Below are 21,200 nucleotides of genomic sequence, written 5' to 3'. Positions count from 1 at the left end.
CACCCAAACATCGGTGGATTCCAACCCAGGACTAGTTCCTGGGTTTTTTTTGGGTTACAATTCAAGGCTTTACTGAATTACCGAACCAGTCAGCGGTAATTGTTTTACCAATTAGATTGCAGAATCTGCGAGCTTGCAAACATAAGCAGGGCCAAGGTGGACGTAGTTTGGTTGGAGTAATTTTTTGACTATAACAATTTGAGAAATCATGAAAACTTTTTCTGCAAAATCCCATGAGGTAGTGCATGAATGGTTCGTGATTGACGCTACGGACAAAGTCCTCGGTCGTGTCGCCAGTGAAGTGGCACACCGTCTACGCGGCAAACACAAGCCTGAATACACCCCACACGTTGATACTGGCGACTTTATTGTCGTCATTAATTCTTCTAAGCTGCGTGTCACAGGCACAAAAGGCTTGAACAAGATCTATTACCGTCACAGCGGATACCCAGGCGGTATTAGCTCGACCAACTTCGATAAGATGCAAGACCGTTTCCCAGGCCGTGCTTTGGAGAAGGCTGTGAAAGGTATGTTGCCAAAAGGCCCACTAGGCTATGCCATGATCAAGAAATTGAAAGTTTATGGCGACGCTACTCATCCGCATGCGGCTCAACAGCCAAAAGCGCTAGAGATTTAAGGAAACCAAATGGCTATTAATTACGGAAATTGGAATTACGGTACTGGTCGTCGCAAGAGTTCTGTGGCGCGTGTTTTTATTAAATCTGGCAAAGGCGAAATCATTGTTAATGGTAAGCCTATCGATGCGTATTTTGCTCGTGAAACATCACGCATGATCGCACGTCAGCCTTTGGCTCTCACAGCCCACTTAACGACCTTTGATATCAAAGTAAACGTTTCTGGTGGCGGTGAAACTGGCCAAGCTGGTGCGGTTCGTCACGGTGTGACTCGTGCATTGATCGACTACGACAACGCTTTGAAGCCAACTCTGTCTAAAGCAGGTTTGGTAACCCGCGATGCTCGTGAGGTTGAGCGTAAAAAAGTTGGTCTGCATGGCGCACGTCGTCGTAAGCAGTTCAGCAAGCGCTAATTCTTTCAGTCGCTTAAGTTTTATCGAAAGGGTCGCGCAAGCGGCCCTTTTTGTTTCTACAATCTAGGTTTTAAAGCAATAAAACTCATCAGTCGGTATTTTGGAGAATGGCATGATTAAAGTTGGCATCGTTGGTGGCACTGGATATACCGGAGTGGAGTTATTGCGTTTATTGACGCAACATCCTGAGGTAAAAATTGTGGCTATTACATCTCGCACAGAAGCTGGTATGCCAGTTGCTGATATGTTTCCATCTTTGCGTGGGCGGGTTGATCTGAAATTTACAACTCCAGACGAAGCTAAATTAAACGAGTGTGATGTTGTGTTCTTTGCGACACCACATGGTGTTGCCATGGCGCAAGCAAAAGAATTGCTGGCGAACAATGTCAAGATCTTGGACCTTGCTGCAGACTTTAGATTGAAGGATGTCAAAGAGTTTGCCAACTGGTATGGCATGGAACATAGCTGCCCAGATATTTTGGCTGAAGCCGTTTATGGTTTGGCTGAAATTAATCGTGAAGCAATTAAAAAAGCACGTGTGGTGGGATTAGCTGGTTGCTACCCAACCTCAGTGCAGCTTGGTCTTGCACCACTACTCTCACCGAAATCTACTGGCGGAAAGCACTTGATCGATGGCACCCACATCATCTCTGATTCCAAATCAGGCACTTCTGGTGCTGGACGTAAGGCGGAGATTGGTACGCTGCTTTCAGAATCAAGCGATAACTTTAAGGCCTATGGCGTTAAAGGCCATCGTCACCTTCCGGAGATTGTGCAGGGCTTAAAGGCAATTGCTGGCCATGACGAAATTGGTCTGACATTTGTGCCACACCTAACCCCAATGATCAGGGGTATTCATTCAACTTTGTATGTACGTTTGACTGAGGCTGGCAAGGGCGTGGACTACCAAAATCTCTATGAAACCTTCTATAAAGATGAGCCTTTTGTGGATGTCATGCCCGCTGGCAGCCATCCAGAAACACGTTCTGTACGTGGTAGCAACGGCATTCGGATCGCTATTCATCGTCCTGGTGGCGGTGATACTTTGGTGATTTTGGTGGTGGAAGACAATTTAGTGAAAGGTGCTTCTGGCCAGGGCGTGCAGTGCATGAACCTCATGTTTGGCTTGCCTGAGACAACGGGTTTGACCCAGATTGCGGTTTCACCATAAAGACCCTTCAGCAAGCTAGGCATTAAAAGCCTAAAATAGGAAATCGCATTTTGAATTAGGAGTAAATCATGACTGAATTAGCTACGCAACCCGTACAAGATCTATCAGAGCCACCAACCCCTTTGGTGTTCACGGATAGTGCCGCTGCAAAAGTGGCAGACTTGATTGCTGAAGAAGGCAACCCTGAATTAAAACTGCGCGTGTTTGTTCAAGGTGGCGGTTGCTCTGGTTTTCAATACGGCTTCACATTTGATGACGCTGTGAATGAAGACGACACCTTGTTTGAAAAAAATGGCGTAACTCTTTTGGTTGACTCCATGAGCTTCCAATATTTAGTTGGCGCTGAGATTGATTACAAAGAAGATATCAACGGTTCGCAGTTTGTGATTAAGAATCCAAATGCTCAAACCACTTGCGGCTGCGGATCCTCTTTCTCTGCCTAAGTAATTAATAAATTACGCAGGATAGCAAGCACCTAGAATTCTAGGGCCCTTCGCTCCTGTAACGGCTGGCAAATTTGCTGGCCGTTTTTCTTTATGGGCCCACGCAAGCCATGCAAAAGCAAGACCTTCAACGAGTTGTGGGTCAATCCCAACAGCATCACTTGTGACAATTTCTAAAGGCACTGCAAAGAAGTGCTTCGCTTTAATTTTAAGTAAATTTATTAAGGCGTTATTTCTGGCGCCGCCTCCGCAGACAATTAGCTTCTGGGTTTGCGGGGCATGACGGACTAAAGCCTTTAGTGCCGAGTGAGCCGTTAGGTGTAAAAGTGTTGCTTGTACATCTTCAGCATGATGATTATCTCGGCCAATTTTCCCATGTAGCCAGTCAAGATGAAAATCGTCTCGCCCAGTGCTCTTGGGCGGAGATTTTTCAAAGAAAGGGTCAGCCAACATCTTTGTAAGTAATATTTCATTTGCTTCGCCTTGCAGTGCCCAGTTACCATTTTCATCAAATGCATTTCCTTGATGTTCACGTATCCAAGCATCCATCAACATATTTCCTGGGCCACAATCAAAGCCAGTCACTTCGCCATTCTTTGGAAGGAGCGTGAGATTGGCGATACCGCCGATATTGAGTACTGCTAAATTTTCTGCTGAAGAAAATTGCTGCGCATGAAAGGCTGGGACCAAAGGCGCGCCATGACCACCTGCTGCGAGGTCGCGACTTCTAAAGTCAGCAATGACATCAATGCCAGACTTTTCTGCCAAGAGCGCTGGATTGAGAGTCTGATGGGTATAGGCCATATCCCCAAGGTGAGGTTGGTGGCGAATCGTTTGTCCATGGGCACCAATTGCAGCAATATCTGAGGCCTGCAAATCCACTTTTTTTAATAGCTGGTTCACTGCCTCTGCATAGGCCATGGCTAAGGCGTTCCCTGCTTGCTTCTCCCGGTGGAGCTCATTGCTACCGGGGCTTTGAAGCTCAAACAGGGTTTTACGCAACTCTGGACTAAAAGGGGTAATGAAGGCTGCTTGGATGCTCGTTTCTCCGTTGGATTCGATCTTGGCTAGAACGGCATCGATCCCATCTAGGCTGGTTCCAGACATGAGGCCAATGTAGAGGGAATGCAGTTTGTTCATCTAGTTCTCAGGAATGCGACAATTATGCTTAACAATTTAAATACTAAATCACTGTATCAGCATCCGAATCAGTATGACGGCTAAACCAGAACAAAAATATCCTTTGACCCCTGAAGTCTTTGAGGCCCTTGAAGTCACCAAGCGTGGCTGTGATGAGCTATTGGTTGAGGCCGATTGGGTCCAGAAGTTGGCTCGTAGCCAGGCTACCAAGATCCCACTCAGAATTAAGTTGGGGTTAGATCCTACTGCGCCAGATATTCATTTGGGCCATACGGTTGTTTTAAATAAATTACGTCATCTACAAGATTTAGGGCATACCGTCATTTTCTTGATTGGTGACTTCACCAGTATGATTGGCGATCCATCTGGACGTAATGCTACTCGCCCACCATTGTCTGCGGAAGAGATCGCGGTCAATGCAGAAACTTACTATCGTCAGGCAAGCATGGTGCTTGATCCTGCGAAGACAGAGGTACGTTACAACAGTGAATGGTGTGATCCATTAGGCGCACGCGGCATGATCCAGTTGGCTGCCAAACATACAGTTGCTCGCATGCTAGAGCGTGATGACTTTACTAAGCGCTATCGCAACGGTGTACCTATTTCTATTCATGAATTTTTGTATCCATTAATGCAGGGTTACGACTCTGTCGCACTCAAGAGTGATTTAGAGCTTGGCGGTACTGACCAAAAATTTAATCTCTTGGTTGGACGTGAACTCCAGCGTGAATATGGCCAAGAGCCTCAGTGTATTTTGACGATGCCTCTCTTGGTTGGGCTGGATGGCGTTGAGAAGATGAGTAAGTCTAAAGGTAATTACATTGGCATTAGCGAACCTGCTAGAGAGATGTTCGGAAAACTCCTGAGTATCTCTGATGACTTGATGTGGGATTACTTCACATTGTTGTCGTTTAGACCAATGTCAGAAATTGATTTGATGAAACAAGAAGTTGCTACTGGTCGTAATCCAAAAGACTGCAAAGTGCTTCTCGCACAAGAAATCGTGGCGCGTTTTCATTCTCAGGCTGCAGCAGAAAAGGCATTAGAAGACTTTAATCATCGCGCTAAGGGCGGTTTACCTGACGATATTCCGGAAGTAAATCTCACTGGCACCCCTATGGCGATTGCAAATCTATTAAAGGCTGCAGGACTGGCGCCATCTACTTCAGAAGCCAATCGTAATATTGAGCAAGGTGGGGTGAAGATTGACGGCGCAACGGTTGCTGATAAGCAGTTAAAGATTGAGGCTGGAACTTATGTTGTGCAGGTAGGCAAACGCAAGTTTGCGAAAGTGACGCTAGCTTAAATATCTAGGCTAGCGCTGCCGCTGGGCGGCGTTAAGCCAAAGTGCTCATAGGCCTGACGTGTCGCTACTCGGCCACGCGAGGTTCTCTGTAAGTAGCCTTGCTGAATCAGATAGGGCTCTAGCACATCTTCAATGGTGTCCCGCTCTTCACCAATCGCAGCAGCCAAGTTATCAATCCCAACGGGACCACCATCAAATTTGTGCAAGATGGCTTCAAGCAATTTTCTGTCCATCACATCAAAGCCGCTTGGATCAACATCTAGCATCTTCAATGCAGCATCAGCCATTGCCTTCGTAATCGTTCCTGTACCTTTTACTTCTGCATAGTCTCTGACACGGCGTAGTAAACGATTTGCAATACGTGGAGTGCCGCGTGCACGCTTGGCGATTTCTACCGAGCCCTCTGGATCAATGTCTGCTTTGAGCAGGCTCGCTGAGCGATTAATGATCTTGGTGAGTTCTTCAGTGGTGTAGAACTCAAGCCTTGCCACAATACCAAAGCGGTCGCGTAATGGGTTGGTGAGCATGCCAGCACGGGTCGTTGCACCAATTAAAGTAAAAGGCTTCAGATCAATTTTGACACTGCGTGCGGCAGGGCCTTCACCAATCATGATGTCTAGACTGTAGTCTTCTAACGCAGGGTAAAGGATTTCTTCGACGATCGGGGAGAGGCGATGAATCTCATCAATGAAGAGCACATCATTTGCCTCTAAATTGGTGAGCAAAGCTGCAAGGTCTCCCGGTCTATCCAATACGGGACCACTGGTTTGACGTAAGTTGACGCCAAGCTCTCTAGCAATGATGTGGGCTAGGGTAGTTTTGCCAAGACCTGGAGGCCCAAATAAGAGGACATGATCCAATGCTTCTTGACGCGCTCTCGTAGCGCTAATAAATATTTCTAGCTGGGCGCGAGCTTTGGTTTGACCAACATACTCATCAAGTTGTTTTGGACGAAGCGCTCTTTCAAAAACGGCCTCAGTGTTTCCCGCGGCACCGCTCACAATACGATCACTGCCCTCTGGGAGATCTTCGGGAATAGAGCTAAGGTCGTCTGTATGAATTGCCATGCTGCCAGTTTAGTGGGGTTTAGCTTGTCAGGTCTTAGATAAATATTTTAAGCCGATCCGAATGCCGTCGGAAACTGAGGTGTCTGGGGGGATCTGCTTCAGTGCCAAGAGCGCTTCTTTTTCTGAGTAGCCTAAAGCTAGGAGCGCTTGCAAGACTTCGCTATTGGCATCCAATGCCTGAGGTTTGCCAGCAGTAATGCCAAGGTCCGGGGCTAGTTTTCCTTTGAGCTCAAGACACAGACGCTCAGCAGTTTTTTTACCAATACCGGGTACTTGAGTGAGGCGCCCCGCCTCTTGAAGGGCAATTGCTTGAGCTAGCTCATTAACACTCATGCCAGATAGAACTGCTAATGCGGTTCTTGAACCAACACCGCTAATTTTAATAAGCTGCCTAAATGCTTCCCGCTCGGTTTCAGTGGCGAAGCCAAAAAGTTGTTGTGCATCTTCACGCACCTGAAAGTGGGTAAGAAGCGTAATTTTTTGACCTGCTTGGGGTAATTGATACAAGGTGCTCATCGGCACATCTACTTCATAGCCAATACCCTGGCAGTCAACCAATAGGCGGGGCGGATGAACTGAAACGAGGATTCCTTGAATGCGACCAATCATATAAAGATACTAACCTGTAATGTATTTAGACAATTTTTATTTACTACGTTTTTTAGGGGTCAAAGCTGCAGTAATTGCGGGCGGAATTTGTGCATGATGCGCAGCGCAGATTGCAACTCCTAAGGCATCAGAAGCATCTGGCCCTGGGGCGCGATTGAGTTTGAGTAAGCGCTTCACCATCTCTTGAACTTGTGGTTTGGCAGCCCGGCCTGTCCCCACAATGGATTGCTTTACTCTTAAGGCGCTGTATTCAGCAACAGGCAGTTTTGCAGATACTAGCGCTGCAATCACGGCACCCCTAGCCTGACCAAGCATCAGAGTTGAGCGCGGATTGACATTCAAGAAAACTTCTTCAATCGCAGCAGATTGAGGTTTGTAGGTATCCAATACTTCTTTAACGCCAGCAAAGAGTACCCCAAGTCGCTCCGGCAATCCTTTAGCTGGATCGCCGCTCTCAATTGTGCCTGAAGCTACATAAGTGAGTTTTTGACCATCAACATCAATCACGCCAAAGCCAGTAGTGCGTAAACCAGGGTCGATTCCTATCCAGCGCATGGGAGCTAAATTCTTCCTAATCTTTGCTTGCTTAGTGACGGAAGTGACGTGTGCCAGTAAAGATCATAGCGATACCGTGCTCATTGGCTGCGGCAATGATTTCATCATCGCGCATACTGCCGCCTGGCTGAATAGCGCAGCTTGCACCACCATTCACTACAACATCTAAGCCATCGCGAAATGGGAAGAAGGCATCGCTCGCTACTGCTGAGCCCTTAAGGCTTAGACCTGCGTTTTCCGCTTTAATGCTTGCCATGCGTGCAGAGTCAACGCGACTCATTTGGCCGGCGCCAATTCCAAGGGTCATGCCATTGGCGCAATATACGATCGCATTGGATTTGACGAACTTAGCAACGCGCCAAGCGAACATCATATCGTTCAGCTCACTTGGAGTAGGCTGTCTTTGACTCACAACGCGCATTTCATTTTGAAGAACATTTTTAGCATCTGGAGATTGCACTAATAAGCCCCCACCAACGCGTTTGAAATCAAAGTGATTGAATGCGGTGCCTAGCGGGATCTCTAGTAGACGTACATTGTGTTTTACAGCAAAGATTGCCTTTGCCTCATCGCTAAAACAAGGGGCAATAAGCACTTCTACAAATTGCTTGGAGATGGCTTCAGCAGTAATGCCATCACACGGTACATTAAATGCAATGATTCCACCAAAGGCTGAACTTGGATCAGTTTTGAAGGCCTTTTGGTAAGCTTCGAGTGGAGTGGCACCAACGGCTACGCCACAAGGATTGGCATGCTTGATGATGACGCAGGCTGCCGCGCCACCAGTATTGCCTGTGAAGCTTTTAACGCACTCCCAGGCTGAGTCAGCGTCAGCAATGTTGTTATATGAAAGCTCTTTGCCTTGCAATTGCTTGTAGTTGGCAAGCGCGCCATCCACTGGGTGAATATCTTTATAGAAAGCTGCAGATTGGTGTGGGTTCTCGCCGTAACGCATCTCTTGAACCTTCTCAAAGGCAAGGTGTAGTGTTTCCGGATAAGCAGACCGTCCTTTGTGATCTAAATCATCACCCAACGCAGAAAGATAGTTAGCAATTGCACCATCGTATTGTGCGGTGTGTGCAAATACTTTCTTGGCTAAAGCTAAATTCGTTTTATAAGAAACCACATTCTGATTGGCTTTCATCTCAGCCAAGACGGAAGCGTAATCATCAGGAGAGATTAGGACGGTTACATCTTGATGATTTTTTGCTGCAGCACGCAACATGGCTGGTCCACCGATATCAATGTTTTCTACTGCATCTTCAAATAAACATGCTTCGTTGGCAACAGTTTCATTGAATGGGTACAGATTAATGACCAACATATCAATGGTATCGATACCGTGCTCTTTAAGGGCTGCCATGTGATCAGGAAAGTCTCTGCGTGCCAGTAGTCCACCATGCACCATTGGGTGCAGCGTCTTAACGCGTCCATCCAACATCTCCGGAAACTTAGTCAAAGAAGATACCTCTACTACTGGCAGATTATTTTCAGCCAACAGTTTTGCTGTTCCGCCGGTAGAAATTAACTGAATGCCCTGCTCATGGAGAGCTTTAGCAAAAGGCACGATGCCATTTTTATCAGAAACGGAAAGGAGGGCTGTACGGATCATATTTTCAGATAGGTCTTAATAGTAAATTGTGTAGCAAAGTTTTATTTATTTCAGCAGCTGGTGTTCAACGAGCTTTTTATGTAAGGTATTGCGGTTGATGCCAAGGTATTGCGCAGCCAAAGATTGGTTTTGTTTTGCATGCTGCATCACGAGCTCTAGCATCGGCTTTTCAACGACAGCCAGAACCATTTGGTAGATATCAGTCGGGGGCGTACCCTTGAGATCACTCAAATAGCTTTGTAACTGTGTTTCAATGCATTCTGTAATAGGGTGTTTATTGGTCATATATTAAATAAATACTAAAAACGAAAATAACTAGGCTGTGGTTAAGCCGCTTCTAAAAAAAGTAAACGATCCGAATGGGATTTCATCTCATCAAAATAATCATTGACCATCTGTAATTGAGTTCTGCAATCATCGGCAGTATTCATACGCTGGCGAAATGCATGCGAATCACGCAAACCTTTGCAATACCAGCCAATGTGCTTACGCGCTGTGCGTAAGCCAATGTGATCACCATAAAACTCATAGTGATCAAGCAGGTGCGCATTCATAATCGCCTGAATCTCATTAATTTCAGGAGTTGGTAACTTACCACCAGTCTCTAAGTAATGATTGATTTCACGGAAGATCCAGGGGCGACCTTGGGCGGCGCGTCCAATCATGATGGCATCTGCACCAGTGATCTTGAGAACGGCTTCTGCTTTTTCTGGGCTGTGAATATCCCCATTGGCAACGACTGGAATAGCTACACTATTTTTTACAGCAGTAATCGTTTCATATTCTGCTTCGCCGTGATACAGATCTGCTCTAGTCCGACCATGAACAGTCAGCATAGAAATTCCAGATCGCTCTGCCAGACGTGCAATCTCGATTGCATTTTTATGCTCTCGATCCCAGCCCGTACGAATTTTTAAAGTAACTGGTACGGCATCTGGTCCAATACCAACAGCTTTAACCACGGCTTCCAAAATTTGCTGCACTAAGGGTTCATCACGTAATAAGGCTGAACCTGCGGCTACATTGCAAACTTTTTTGGCTGGGCAGCCCATATTGATATCAATAATCTGCGCGCCATGATCCACATTAATTTTTGCTGCTGCAGCCATCATAGTGGGGTCTGCGCCTGCAATTTGCACGGCAATGGGTTTGAATTCGCCGACATGGTTAGCGCGACGCTGCGTCTTTTCACTTTTCCAAAGCAAGGCATTGGAAGCCACCATTTCTGAGACGGCATAACCTGCGCCTAATTGCTTGCAAAGCTGTCGAAATGGACGATCAGTAACCCCGGCCATAGGAGCAACAAATAGTCTGTTAGCGAGGAGGTGGGGGCCGATCTTCATTTATTGGGCTTGGTGTGAGCAGCGTCTTGCGGAAAGCATGACACTTTAGCACAAAGAGGCCTTAATCTGCCTAAAAATTAGGCAGATTAACTAATGCAGATCAAATTAGGTTTGCTCAACGCTAGGAGGCTATCTGAGCCCTTTAGCGCCTGCCAAACATCATCTGGCGAGCTAAGGCAGTCTTCACTGGTGGAAGCCACTGTAGGGCTGATAAAGCCAAACCTCGAGCCATAACAACAGGGACCAAATGGGAGGTAAACACTCTGGCCATGAAGTCTGTTAGTCCAATAGTTGTGGTGCGATCTGCTTTGCGACTTGCCGCATAACTTACTAATGCGTTGTGAACAGCTGCTGGAGTATGGCTTTCTGTTGATCCTGAAAATACCCCAACTAATTTTTCAGCAAGCAAAAAAGCATCACGTAATCCCAAATTCAATCCCTGTCCCGCAACGGGGTGCAAAGTTTGTGCAGCGTTGCCAATCCACACTGCGTTTTCTTTGATGATTTCTTTGCGGTAGTTCAGGCCAAGTTCATATAGGCGACGATCTTGAATTTTTAGAAAGCACCCAATGCGTGAACCAAATTCTTTTTGTAATGATTCCAGAAAATCATCATCACCTAATTGCAAGCGATGCCGTGAGGACTCTGGCGATCCACACCATACAAGATTCAAAATATTGGGACCATAGTGACTGGGAAGTACTGCTAGTGGACCTTCAGAGGTAAAGCGCTCCCAGGCCTGATAGGGCGCCGCATTTTCTACTTCAACCAAACCCACTAGGGCGGATTGTCCATAGTCTCGGCCCGACTCAACCCAATCTTGCTTCTTAAACAATCCACCCTCTGCATGCACAATGCATCCAGCATTGATATTTACCTGGGTATCTTCTTTGCTAAGGTGCTGCCACTCAAAATGAGGACTGGTACTTTGTATTTTTCTTAATGCCTGGCGTAGTGTGATGTGAATATCACGATAGCGGATGATGTGACCCAAGGCATCTTGATTGAGCTCTTCGCGCATCATGACTGCACGACCAAAGCGACCTGCTTGTGAAACATGTACGCGGTGAATATCAGTATATTCAGTAGGCCATGCATGAATTGTGTCGAGTAGCAGCTTGCTGCCATGTGAAAGAGCGATACCGCGACTATCGGCCGCCATTAGATCAACATCTTCTTTTGGGTTTCGATCAATGAGAATAAGTTTTGCATCTGGAAATTTTTGTAAAGTCCAAGCGGCGCAAGCAAGTCCAACTGGCCCGCCCCCATGAATCAAGATGTCACTACTAGATGCATTCATCATTAGATTTAGGCGTTCTTCATGATTGCTTCGATTTCATCGGCATTCACGGGAACTCCACGAGAAATCAGTTCACAGCCAGAATCATTAATGACTGCATCATCCTCAATCCGGATGCCAATATTCCAAAAGGCGGCATCTATATCATCGGCAGGTCTTATGTAAAGACCGGGTTCAATGGTGATGACCATATCTCTTTTGAGGATGCGCCAAGGTTTTTCTTCTTGAAGGGAATTTTCAGTGTGCTCACGATAAGAGCCAACATCATGCACATCCATGCCTAGCCAATGGGAAGTGCGGTGCATATAGAAACGACGATACGCACCAGTCTCAATGGCATTCTCAAGCGAACCCAATTCTGAAAGCTTCAGAAGATTTTCATCCAGCAGTCCTTGAGTCAGCACTGTGAGTGCCGCTTCATGAGGTTGCATAAACGTGTTGCCTGGCCTAGCCATGGCAATTGCCGCTTCTTGTGCGGCGAGCGTAATGTCATAGAGTGCTCGCTGAGGACCTGTAAATTTTCCATTGACGGGAAAAGTGCGGGTGATATCCGATGCATATCCATCTAGTTCGCAGCCTGCATCAATTAAGCAGAGTTCACCATTGCGTAACTCAGTTGAGCCGGCCCGGTAGTGCAAGATGCAAGAGTTTGCGCCACCAGCAACGATACTGTTATAGGCAACACTTTGGGCACCGCTATTGCGAAACTCATGGAGTAATTCTGCTTCAAGTTGGTACTCGCGCATACCCGGTCTGCATATTTGCATAGCTCTAATATGAGCACGCGCAGAAATGGCTGCAGCACGGCGCATGATGTCGATCTCATGCTCATCCTTAAAGAGACGCATCTCGTGAATAAGTGCTTCTACATCATGGAATTCAGAAGGTGGATTAATGCCAGAGCGTCCTTGTCCACGAACTTGCTTCATCCAGTGACGTAAACGACGATCCGCTTCAGCGCTTTCAGCTAGACGAATATAAATCGCATCTTGATTAGCGAGTAATTCACCGAGTTTATGATCGAGTTCTTGATTGCTGTGTGCGTATTCAATTCCAAGCATTGTTGGCGCTGCCTCCGGTCCGAGACGAATGCCATCCCAAATTTCACGCTCAGGATCTTTGGGTCTGCAAAATAAATGGGATTGAACTTGATGAGTCTTATCGCCACCCTTGACCACAATTACCAAGCTTGCCCCCGGCTCTTCAAAGCCAGTCAAGTAAAAGAAATCGCTGTCATGGCGATAGGGAAATTCGCTATCACGATTGCGGGCTAATTCAGGCGCAGTTGAGATGACAGCAATACCACCACCAGTTTTGGTATAGATGAGTTTCGCCAGTGCATTTCTGCGTTCTTGGTAGATAGTCTTATTCATAAGCTACATTGAGCTCTTGCAATCGTTGTGGGGTCCCTACATCGTGCCATGGACCGATATATTTTTCACCAAACACTTTATTTTGCTCCATTGCCACCCTCAGCAGAGGCGCTAGTTTGGCTGGTACATCTATTTCTAGGTCTTTAAAAAGGTCTTTATGGTAAATACCGATCCCTGAAAAAGTGAGCTTCTCTGCTTCCGCCGACCCATGATTGCTAACTACGGAGTCTTTGAGAAAAAAGTCACCTTCTGGGTGTTGAGCAGGGTTTGGAACCATTAAAAGGTAGGCCAAAGGTCTATTGGGTTTGCTGCGGAGTCTAGAGACAATTTCTAAGATCTTTGCGATTGGCAGATTTGGGCTGAATACATCCCCATTCATGACTAAAAAATAGTCATCAGGCGTAAGTAAGGGGAGCGCCTTGCGAATGCCGCCGGCAGTTTCAAGAGCAGTGATTTCAGGTGAGTACTGGATGTTTAAGCCAAAGTGATGACCATTCCCCAAGCTCTCTTCAATCTTTTCACCGAGCCATGCATGGTTGATAACAACATTTTGAATCTCTGTTTTAGAGATAGCTTCAAGGTGCCATGCTAATAAGGATTTATTTTGAATTGTTAGCAAGGGTTTGGGCAAGCTATCAGTGAGCGGTCGCATACGCTCACCCCTGCCAGCAGCAAGAAGAAAACAAGGAAGAGAGCTATTCATGTCTATCGTACTTTCCTAGTCATTCTTCATTTGGGCGGGTTGACTCCAAAATGCGCGCTAGTGGCTTTAATTCAATGTAGCGATTGGCAGTGGCAATGGCATATTTCAATACCAAAGGGATATCTTTCAGGTAACCATCTTTGCCATCGCGGTGAAAAAGTCTTGCAAAAATGCCTAGAACCTTCAAGTGACGCTGTAGCCCCGTCCACTCGAAATCACGATAGAACTGACCAAAGTCATCTGGCATTGGAAGACCGGCCTTACGACCCTCTTCCCAAAATTTAATCACCCAGTCAATCACACGCTCTTCAGGCCAGGCTATATATGCATCGCGCCACAAAGAGGCGGCATCGTAAGTAATGGGACCATAAACTGCATCTTGAAAGTCAATCACACCAGGATTATTTTTTTCGGCCACCATTAAATTGCGCGAATGGTAATCGCGATGAACATAAACTTTTGCTTGCGTGAGGTTATTTTCAATAATGAATTCAAAAGACTGATTGAGTTGGGCTTGCTGTTGAGCGTTTAATTGAATGTGGAGATGTTTCTTCAAATACCATTCAGGAAATAAATCTAACTCGCGTTTTAGTAACACTTCATCGTAGCTTGGTAGTACATTAGGTTTACTCGCCAATTGCATCTGCACTAAGGCATGAGTTGCATCTTGGTACAGATGATCTGCGCTTTCAGGAGTTAGCTCTGCAAGATAGGTTTTGGTACCCAAATCATTTAATAAAAGAAAGCCCTCGACAATATTTTTTTCGAGTATTTTTGGAACGTTTAGACCTGCATCAGACAGCAATAAATCGACTTTGATAAAAGCATCTAAAGGCTCATATTGGGGCGGCGCATCCATCACAATCAGGGTCCCAAAATCGGGGTTTTTGGACTCAATACGGAAATAGCGTCTAAAGCTGGCATCTGCTGAGGCCGGGGTCAAGGTGTGGAGATCTAATTGCCAGCTAGGCTGCAGGGCTTTTAGCCAACTGCGGAGGGTGTTTAAGCGAGAGTCAGTCATGGTCGATTCGTATAATAAGGCTGGTCTGGATCCATGAGTCATTATCGCCGTCGCGCCGGCCTTTGCGCCCCTCTTTTTTTGGCTATAACCCCGCGCGTAATCATGGGGGTGATATTGCTTCAATTCGCGCTCCCAATTCAGGCGCAGGCACCCGCTCCATTGCCCCCACTTTCACAGTCCAACACCAATACTGTTTTGTTACCAGATCGTGGCAATGTCACTATTTTAAAGTTGGATGATCAGCTGCGTGTAGGTAAGCCAATTGAGGATGGTAAAGCGCTGACCTTTACATCTAGTGATTCAATCGATGGCGTTGTAGAGCGTGATATGCATTTAAAAGGTCGCGCGCAAATTCGTCGTAATGGCGCAGTCCTCAAGGCCGATGAAATCACTTACAACCCAGATACTGATATTGCAGATTTGCTTGGTAATGCTGAGCTCTCAAAAGGGAACGTTACTTTCAAGGGCCCTAAGGGGCAATTTAAAGTTGATGCGCGTGAAGGCGCGATGGAGACTCCCACTTATGATCTGCGAGATAGTCGCGGAAGCGGCAAGGCAAAAAAATTAACAGTTGAGAGCCCAGATGTTTTTGTCTTTGATAAGGCAACCTACACCACTTGCACTCCGGAAAACATGGATTGGTATTTTACGGCGAGCACTTTAGAAATTGATAACGAGCAGAAGGAGATGGCTGGTACGCATGGCGTTATGCGATTCTTTGATGTACCGATTGCCTATGTTCCTTATTTCACTGCGCCAACGGGCGGTCAGCGCCGCACAGGCCTTTTAGCTCCAGTTGCAGGGTACAACTCAAACAATGGTCTAGATATTACGCAGCCATATTATGTAAATATTGCCCCTAATCGTGACTTGTTGTTGTTGCCTCGTTATATGAATCATCGTGGCACGATGTTGGGAGCCCAATACCGTTTTCTAGACAGTAAAGATTCTGGAACAGTGATGGGCGAGTTTCTGCCGTACGATAAACAGACTGGAACGGATCGATGGAAGTACGACTGGCAGCAGCGTCAAATTTTCAGTGGCGGAGTTGGGCCTGGTGGCGCTCCTTTGCCCGGCGCATGGTCAGGATATGCAAACGTTGCTAGGGTTTCAGATAATCTATATCCGACACAATTCTCGCAAAGTATTGCGGGGGCGGTAACCAATCAGTTTCGACAAGAAGTTGGAACCACCAAGGGCCTTACAGGAAGTTTAAGTAATTGGAATGTATCAGCAAGAGCGTTAACGTTTCAAACCCTTCAGCCTGATCCTACTGTCACAGTGCAGGCGCCTTATAACGTTTTGCCGAATATTACTGCAGCCTATAACAATCGCTTGACTCCAACAGCCTCAGATGCGAGCGGCAAATATGTCACCTTACCCACAGGCCCTGCTACTTCATTTTCTACAGATTTCACGCGATTTGCATACAACATTCAAGGGCATCTAGCGGCTACTGCCCCTGGCGTATATAGCCAAGCGGATAGAACGGTAGTCAAGGGTGCCATGTCTCTTCCGCAGGTGACACCTGGTTATTACATCACCCCTAAGGTGAGTTTTCAATCCAATAACTACAACGCCACTCCATTTAATAATGTTGGCGCATTACCAGCGCAGGGTTTCACTATTCCAACATTTAGTTTGGATTCTGGTTTGGCATTCGAACGAGATGCAGCTGAGCTCAAAGGTTTCTTTGGGCGTGACATGTTGCTTACTATGGAGCCAAGAGCTTTTTATGTGTATACGCCATATCAAAGTCAGGCGCAGACCCCAATTTTTGATACGGCGGATGCGGGCTTCGGCGTATCCCAAATCTTCGCTGAAAACACATACATTGGTAATGACCGTATTGCCGATAGAAATGCAGCAACGATAGGTATGACTAGTAGGATGATTGAGGCAAATACTGGTGCTGAGCGAGCTAATGTAACGCTGGCACAACAACAGCAATTCACCGGTCAAAAAGTTGGTTTAAACGGCAACGTCGTAAACCCTATGACCTATTCTGATACTTTGGGCTCTGGTTCTGTCCGTTTGCTTGGAAATTTCAGTGCCGATATGTTTGGTCAGTACAACACCCAACTCAATCGCTTTGTTCAGACTACCGTGGGTGGCAGTTGGCGCCCAACCCCTGGAAGGAGTTTGAACTTTGGCTGGCGCAACGTCTGGTCACCTCCGGTTGAGGCATCCTTACAAAATAATCAGGCTTATGTTCCCTCTGCAACCACAACTGATCAGTACAACGTATCTGGTCAATGGCCCCTGACCCGCGAGATATCGGTATTAGGTCGCTATGGTTATGATGCTTTAACTACTAAAACCTTGAATACCTTAGTCGGCTTGGAGTGGGCGCGAGATTGCTGGACCTTCCGTAGCGTATATTCACAAATGCTGAATACGTCTCAGATAACTACGACTCAGATACTCTTTCAAATAGAATTTAGGGGTTTTGCTAGCGCTGGTAGCAACCCAGTTGATATCATGAAGTTAAATGTGCCTGGATATATGCCAACTTCAAAGCCTATTCCACCTTCAATATATGAGAATTATCAATGATGCTTCGTAGGAATCGCTTGAAACAGATCCTAAACACTGCCCTTGTTTTTGGGGCAATTTCTTTTGCTGGCATTGCTAGTTCTCAAGACGCTTCTAAGGGCGGCATTACAGCAGATAGCAAGATTCGGAATATCGATGGCGTTGCTGCTGTAGTGAATACGGGTTACGTAACCCGCAAAGAAATTGATGACCGCATTGCCACTCTCCAGAAGCAGGGCGCCAAATTGCCTGAAGGGTCTGATTTAAGAAAGTTGGTTTTAGATCGCTTAATTATTGAAAAAATTCAATTACAAAATGCCGAGCAAGAAGGCATAACAGTGACCAATAAAGAGTTAGACAAAATTATTGGGGATATTGCTACTAAAAATAAATTAAGTTACGCTGAGTTCAAAGCAAAAGTAATTGCCACTGGAATGACATTTGAGCGCTACAAAGAGACTTTGCGGGATGACATTGTTGTCAGTCGCTTTCGCGAACGTTCTGTAGAGACGAAAATCAAGATTTCTGATGCGGAAATAGACAATTTCATTTCTGATCGCATGCGTGCTATGGCTGGTGGTGCCCAACGTTCTGCTCCTCCAGTGAAGGGCGCACCTGAAGAGATTGCTGTTGCGCAGATTTTTATTCCAGCGGATGCTGGAGCTGGGTCACAGGCTGAGGCAAAGAAGCAAGCAGAAGCTCTGTTACGTGATGCAAGAGGTGATGCGGATTTTTTACAACTCGGCGCTGCTGCTGCAAAAGAAAACCCCAAAATTAAATTTCAAGAATTGGGGTATCGCACTCCAGATCGCCTGCCACAATTATTCTATGAGGCTATCCGAAATACTGGTAGCGGCCAAGTTGCCAACGCTGTTGTTAAGAGCCCTGCGGGATATCACGTTCTAAAAGTATTGGATCGTCGCGCAATCAGTGCGGCTCCCGCACAGCAGCAGTCTACAACGCAAGAGCCTGCGTCAACAGCGCCTCAAAATATTCCCATTACACAGACAATGGCGCGCCATATTTTGTTGAAAAATAGACCGGGTCTGACTGATCAAGATGCTGAGAGGCGCTTACAAGGATATCGCGATCAGGTGCGCGCTAAGACAGCAGATTTTGGTGACTTAGCTAAAAAATTCTCTGAAGACGGGTCAGCCCCAAATGGTGGGAATCTAGGCTGGATGGGGCCTGGTGATTTGGTGCCTGAATTTGAGCAGGCAATGAATCGACTCCAAATTGGAGAAGTGAGTAATCCAGTTAAATCTGAATTTGGTTGGCACTTAATTCAGGTGCTTGAGCGTCGTGAAGCGCAACTGACGGTAGAAAAGCAGCGCGAGTTTGCTCGTGCAGCCATCCGCGAAAGAAAATTTGAACAAGCCTATCAGGATTGGCTGCGTGAGCTACGAGATACTGCAACAGTCAAAATCTTGAATGTGGATGATGCAGCCAGCGCCGCACCTCGTTAAATTAGTAATCACCACTGGCGATCCAGCCGGTGTGGGGCCTGAAGTTTCTCTTGCTGCCGCAAAAGATTTTTTGGGCGAACAAGCTCATGCGCAGATTACCTTATTGGGCGATGCCAGCTTATTTAAAGATTCTTCAGGTAAAACAGCAAATTTTTTCGATCGCTTGAAAATAGATTCAGTCCCGCTTGTATCGCCTGCCTTGCCGGGGGTACTTAATCCAGCAAATGCTCAATATGTCTTTAATCTTTTAGATCAAGCAACCGACGCTTGTATTCGTGGGGATTTTGATGGAATGGTTACTGCGCCCGTTCAAAAGAGTGTAATGAATATTGCGGGCATTCCTTTTACTGGCCATACAGAATATTTAGCACAACGTTGCAGCAGAAACCATGTTGTCATGATGCTATGTGCCCCCTTGCCACTTGGTTTCTTAGGTATTAAATCTCGGAAGGATTTAAGGGTTGCTTTGGCAAGTACACACATGCCATTGAAAGATGTTTCAGCCTACTTAAGTTATGAACTCTTGCTTGAAACGATTCAGATAGTAAACCAAGACCTAAAAGAAAAATTCGGCATAACTAGGCCGAGAATACGTGTTGCTGGCCTTAATCCCCATGCTGGAGAGGCTGGGTATTTGGGGGGCGAAGAGATTCAGGTGATTGCGCCTGCGATTGAGTCAGCTAAACAGCAGGGGATAGCAGTTTCTGGGCCATATCCCGGGGACACTATGTTTGATGCTCATTCGCTTGAGGAGGTTGATGCATTTATAGCCATGTATCACGATCAAGGATTAGCGCCATTCAAATTTGTGACATTTGGTGGTGGCGTGAACGTCACTTTAGGTTTGCCAATTATTCGGACCTCGGTTGATCATGGCACTGCTTTGGATATTGCCGGAAAAGGAATTGCTGATTCTGGCAGCATGTTGGAAGCCTTGCGTTTGGCTTATGAGCTTGCTTTAAATACAAGAACTCAAGCTAAGTAATGCATCGCGCACGTAAACGTTTTGGCCAAAATTTTTTGCAGGATGATGGGATTATTTATTCCATCATAGCCTTAATTAATCCCGGCCCTGATATGCATGTCATCGAGATTGGACCAGGTCTTGGTGCTTTAACCAGACCTTTACTCAGAAATCTTGATCAACTTGACCTGCTCGAAATTGATCGTGATTTGGTTGCTTATTGGAATCAGCAAAACCTTGAGAACTTGAAAGTCATTGAGGGTGATGCCCTTAAATTCGATTTCTTAGAATGGGCTCGAGACCGCTCTGACAAAAAAGGTTTTTGTAAAGTGGTGGGCAATTTACCTTACAACATTTCTTCGCCACTCCTATTCCATCTTGTTGCGGCGGCTACAGAAATTGATGAGCAGATATTTATGCTGCAAGCTGAAGTCGTTGAGCGAATGGTGGCAAAAGCAGGAAGCACTGATTTCAGTAGATTATCAGTAATGCTTCAAGCGCGTTACGATATGGAGCCTGTGCTTGAAGTGCCTCCCGAGGCTTTTGATCCACAGCCAAAGGTGAACTCTGCTGTAGTGCGCATGATTCCACGCAAGAACTTCAGCCTGAGTAATGCTCAGTGGCGCGCCCTAGAGCAGCTGGTGGCAGCTGCCTTCTCCCAAAGAAGAAAAATGTTACGCACCAACTTACAAGTTTTTGCAGAGAGGCTAAATTTGACTGAACTTGAACTTAAGGCGCGGGCTCAAGATATATCAGTTGATCGCTATATTGAGTGGGCTAAAGTTTTAGCTGCTTAACACTTTTTATTTATAGGCGCCTGGATCAATCACGCGCATCTCAGATTCGATCCAGCCTTCTACTTCTTGCTGTAGATCTTCCCCTGATTTACCTTCAGAAAGAATGGCTGGCCCAATCGAAAAAATCACAGTGCCAGGCTGCTTTAAAAAGCTGTTCTTAGGCCAGAAATTGCCTGCGTTATGAGCAATTGGAATGACCAATGCACCCGTAGCGCTTGCGAGACGGGCTCCGCCTTTACGATAGGGCTTAGTTGAGCCCCGTGGAGTTCTGGTGCCTTCCGGGAATAGCATGATCCATTTGCCTTCGCTAAGGCGTTTACGACCCTGGCTAGCGACTGAGAGTGCAGCTGTTTGCTTATTCGCTCGATTAATGTGAATCATTTTCAGCAAGGCTAAAGCCCAGCCAAAAAAAGGAATCCACAGTAGCTCACGTTTAAAGACAAAGCAGAGCTGTTTTGGAAGGAGTGCAATATAAGCAATCGTTTCATAGGCAGATTGATGCTTACTCAGAATGATGACAGGTTGATCAAGCACTGCATGCATATGTTTCATGCCGCGAATTTCATAACGAATACCGCACAGGTGCCGTAGAAGCCAAATAACCACTTTGTTCCAAAGGCCGATAAAACTATAACGGTTTTCTGGGGTGAGAAAAGGGAATGCCAGCATGCAGAGCACTGACCAAATTGGAGTAAAGATCAACAGAAATAAGGTAAATAGGGTGGAGCGAAGATAAATCATGTTTTC

General features: G+C 46.2%; 21 protein-coding genes. 9 read left to right on the top strand and 12 right to left on the bottom strand.

Annotated elements, in window-relative coordinates; all coding sequences use genetic code 11:
- Positions 1–208: 208 nt before the first annotated feature.
- The 4 genes from rplM (at position 209) to erpA (ending at position 2,662) form a co-directional block, all read left to right on the top strand.
- A complete protein-coding gene (gene rplM / locus AOC07_RS08350; RefSeq protein WP_215293162.1) occupies positions 209–637 on the top strand; it encodes a 50S ribosomal protein L13 in 429 nt (142 codons plus the stop codon).
- A 9-nt stretch (positions 638–646) separates the two neighbouring features.
- Complete coding sequence (gene rpsI, locus AOC07_RS08345; RefSeq protein ID WP_071466175.1) at positions 647–1,048, top strand: 30S ribosomal protein S9; 402 nt, start codon at positions 647–649, stop codon at positions 1,046–1,048.
- A 112-nt stretch (positions 1,049–1,160) separates the two neighbouring features.
- On the top strand, positions 1,161–2,219 hold the full coding sequence (argC, locus tag AOC07_RS08340) for an N-acetyl-gamma-glutamyl-phosphate reductase (RefSeq protein WP_215357508.1): 1,059 nt from the start codon (positions 1,161–1,163) through the stop codon (positions 2,217–2,219).
- 68 nt (positions 2,220–2,287) lie between these two features.
- A complete protein-coding gene (gene erpA, locus AOC07_RS08335) occupies positions 2,288–2,662 on the top strand; it encodes an iron-sulfur cluster insertion protein ErpA (protein ID WP_215293158.1) in 375 nt (124 codons plus the stop codon).
- 12 nt (positions 2,663–2,674) lie between these two features.
- Here the strand turns inward: erpA and AOC07_RS08330 are convergent, their stop codons facing one another.
- Positions 2,675–3,802: an anhydro-N-acetylmuramic acid kinase gene (locus AOC07_RS08330; RefSeq protein ID WP_215357506.1), complete on the bottom strand. Its 1,128-nt coding sequence runs from the start codon at positions 3,800–3,802 to the stop codon at positions 2,675–2,677.
- Between the two features lie 73 nt (positions 3,803–3,875).
- On the opposite strand from AOC07_RS08330, the gene tyrS reads away from it, so the two are divergent.
- Positions 3,876–5,108 (top strand): tyrosine--tRNA ligase, encoded by a 1,233-nt coding sequence (tyrS, locus tag AOC07_RS08325; RefSeq protein WP_215357504.1) that lies wholly within the window; start codon positions 3,876–3,878, stop codon positions 5,106–5,108.
- Here the strand turns inward: tyrS and ruvB are convergent.
- From ruvB to AOC07_RS08275, 10 genes are all read right to left on the bottom strand, one after another.
- The gene (gene ruvB / locus AOC07_RS08320) at positions 5,105–6,175 is read right to left on the bottom strand and encodes a Holliday junction branch migration DNA helicase RuvB (protein WP_215293152.1); all 1,071 of its coding nucleotides are present in this window, start codon (positions 6,173–6,175) and stop codon (positions 5,105–5,107) included. The genes tyrS and ruvB overlap by 4 nt on opposite strands.
- Before the next feature lie 27 nt (positions 6,176–6,202).
- Complete coding sequence (gene ruvA, locus AOC07_RS08315) at positions 6,203–6,784, bottom strand: Holliday junction branch migration protein RuvA (protein WP_215293150.1); 582 nt, start codon at positions 6,782–6,784, stop codon at positions 6,203–6,205.
- A gap of 36 nt (positions 6,785–6,820) precedes the next feature.
- On the bottom strand, positions 6,821–7,339 hold the full coding sequence (gene ruvC / locus AOC07_RS08310) for a crossover junction endodeoxyribonuclease RuvC (RefSeq protein ID WP_215293148.1): 519 nt from the start codon (positions 7,337–7,339) through the stop codon (positions 6,821–6,823).
- A gap of 31 nt (positions 7,340–7,370) precedes the next feature.
- Positions 7,371–8,951 (bottom strand): bifunctional phosphoribosylaminoimidazolecarboxamide formyltransferase/IMP cyclohydrolase, encoded by a 1,581-nt coding sequence (purH, locus tag AOC07_RS08305; RefSeq protein ID WP_215357502.1) that lies wholly within the window; start codon positions 8,949–8,951, stop codon positions 7,371–7,373.
- A 45-nt stretch (positions 8,952–8,996) separates the two neighbouring features.
- On the bottom strand, positions 8,997–9,236 hold the full coding sequence (locus tag AOC07_RS08300; protein WP_215293144.1) for a helix-turn-helix domain-containing protein: 240 nt from the start codon (positions 9,234–9,236) through the stop codon (positions 8,997–8,999).
- Between the two features lie 41 nt (positions 9,237–9,277).
- On the bottom strand, positions 9,278–10,294 hold the full coding sequence (dusB, locus tag AOC07_RS08295; RefSeq protein ID WP_215357500.1) for a tRNA dihydrouridine synthase DusB: 1,017 nt from the start codon (positions 10,292–10,294) through the stop codon (positions 9,278–9,280).
- 142 nt (positions 10,295–10,436) lie between these two features.
- Positions 10,437–11,597, bottom strand: a complete 1,161-nt coding sequence (locus AOC07_RS08290; protein WP_251371669.1) for an FAD-dependent monooxygenase — start codon at positions 11,595–11,597, stop codon at positions 10,437–10,439.
- 5 nt (positions 11,598–11,602) lie between these two features.
- A complete protein-coding gene (locus AOC07_RS08285) occupies positions 11,603–12,967 on the bottom strand; it encodes an aminopeptidase P N-terminal domain-containing protein (RefSeq protein ID WP_215357498.1) in 1,365 nt (454 codons plus the stop codon).
- Entirely contained in the window at positions 12,960–13,670 is a 711-nt protein-coding gene (gene murU, locus AOC07_RS08280; RefSeq protein WP_215357496.1) for an N-acetylmuramate alpha-1-phosphate uridylyltransferase MurU, read from the bottom strand. Before murU ends, AOC07_RS08285 begins: the two co-directional genes overlap by 8 nt.
- A 19-nt stretch (positions 13,671–13,689) precedes the next feature.
- Positions 13,690–14,691: an aminoglycoside phosphotransferase family protein gene (locus AOC07_RS08275; protein ID WP_215357494.1), complete on the bottom strand. Its 1,002-nt coding sequence runs from the start codon at positions 14,689–14,691 to the stop codon at positions 13,690–13,692.
- Positions 14,692–14,724: 33 nt separating this feature from the next.
- Here AOC07_RS08275 and AOC07_RS08270 point away from each other — a divergent pair, with 33 nt between their 5' ends.
- From AOC07_RS08270 to rsmA, 4 genes are read left to right on the top strand one after another with little or no spacing between them, the layout of a single operon-like run.
- Positions 14,725–17,247: an LPS-assembly protein LptD gene (locus tag AOC07_RS08270; RefSeq protein WP_215357493.1), complete on the top strand. Its 2,523-nt coding sequence runs from the start codon at positions 14,725–14,727 to the stop codon at positions 17,245–17,247.
- The gene (locus tag AOC07_RS08265) at positions 17,244–18,692 is read left to right on the top strand and encodes a peptidylprolyl isomerase (protein WP_371816715.1); all 1,449 of its coding nucleotides are present in this window, start codon (positions 17,244–17,246) and stop codon (positions 18,690–18,692) included. The genes AOC07_RS08270 and AOC07_RS08265 overlap by 4 nt, the downstream gene beginning before the upstream one ends.
- The gene (gene pdxA / locus AOC07_RS08260) at positions 18,664–19,677 is read left to right on the top strand and encodes a 4-hydroxythreonine-4-phosphate dehydrogenase PdxA (RefSeq protein WP_215357491.1); all 1,014 of its coding nucleotides are present in this window, start codon (positions 18,664–18,666) and stop codon (positions 19,675–19,677) included. Before AOC07_RS08265 ends, pdxA begins: the two co-directional genes overlap by 29 nt.
- Positions 19,677–20,453 carry a 16S rRNA (adenine(1518)-N(6)/adenine(1519)-N(6))-dimethyltransferase RsmA gene (gene rsmA / locus AOC07_RS08255; RefSeq protein ID WP_215357489.1) on the top strand — a complete coding sequence of 259 codons (777 nt, stop codon included), beginning with the start codon at positions 19,677–19,679 and terminating at the stop codon, positions 20,451–20,453. The genes pdxA and rsmA overlap by 1 nt, the downstream gene beginning before the upstream one ends.
- Positions 20,454–20,459: 6 nt before the next feature.
- On the opposite strand, the gene AOC07_RS08250 is transcribed toward rsmA, so the two are convergent.
- Positions 20,460–21,194 carry a 1-acyl-sn-glycerol-3-phosphate acyltransferase gene (locus tag AOC07_RS08250; RefSeq protein WP_215357487.1) on the bottom strand — a complete coding sequence of 245 codons (735 nt, stop codon included), beginning with the start codon at positions 21,192–21,194 and terminating at the stop codon, positions 20,460–20,462.
- Positions 21,195–21,200 lie beyond the last annotated feature (6 nt).

The sequence above is a fragment of the Polynucleobacter sp. UB-Raua-W9 genome, from assembly GCF_018687435.1.
Lineage (GTDB): Bacteria > Pseudomonadota > Gammaproteobacteria > Burkholderiales > Burkholderiaceae > Polynucleobacter.
Note: the sequence above shows the minus strand (reverse complement) of the source record. Positions and strands in the feature narration are given on the sequence as shown.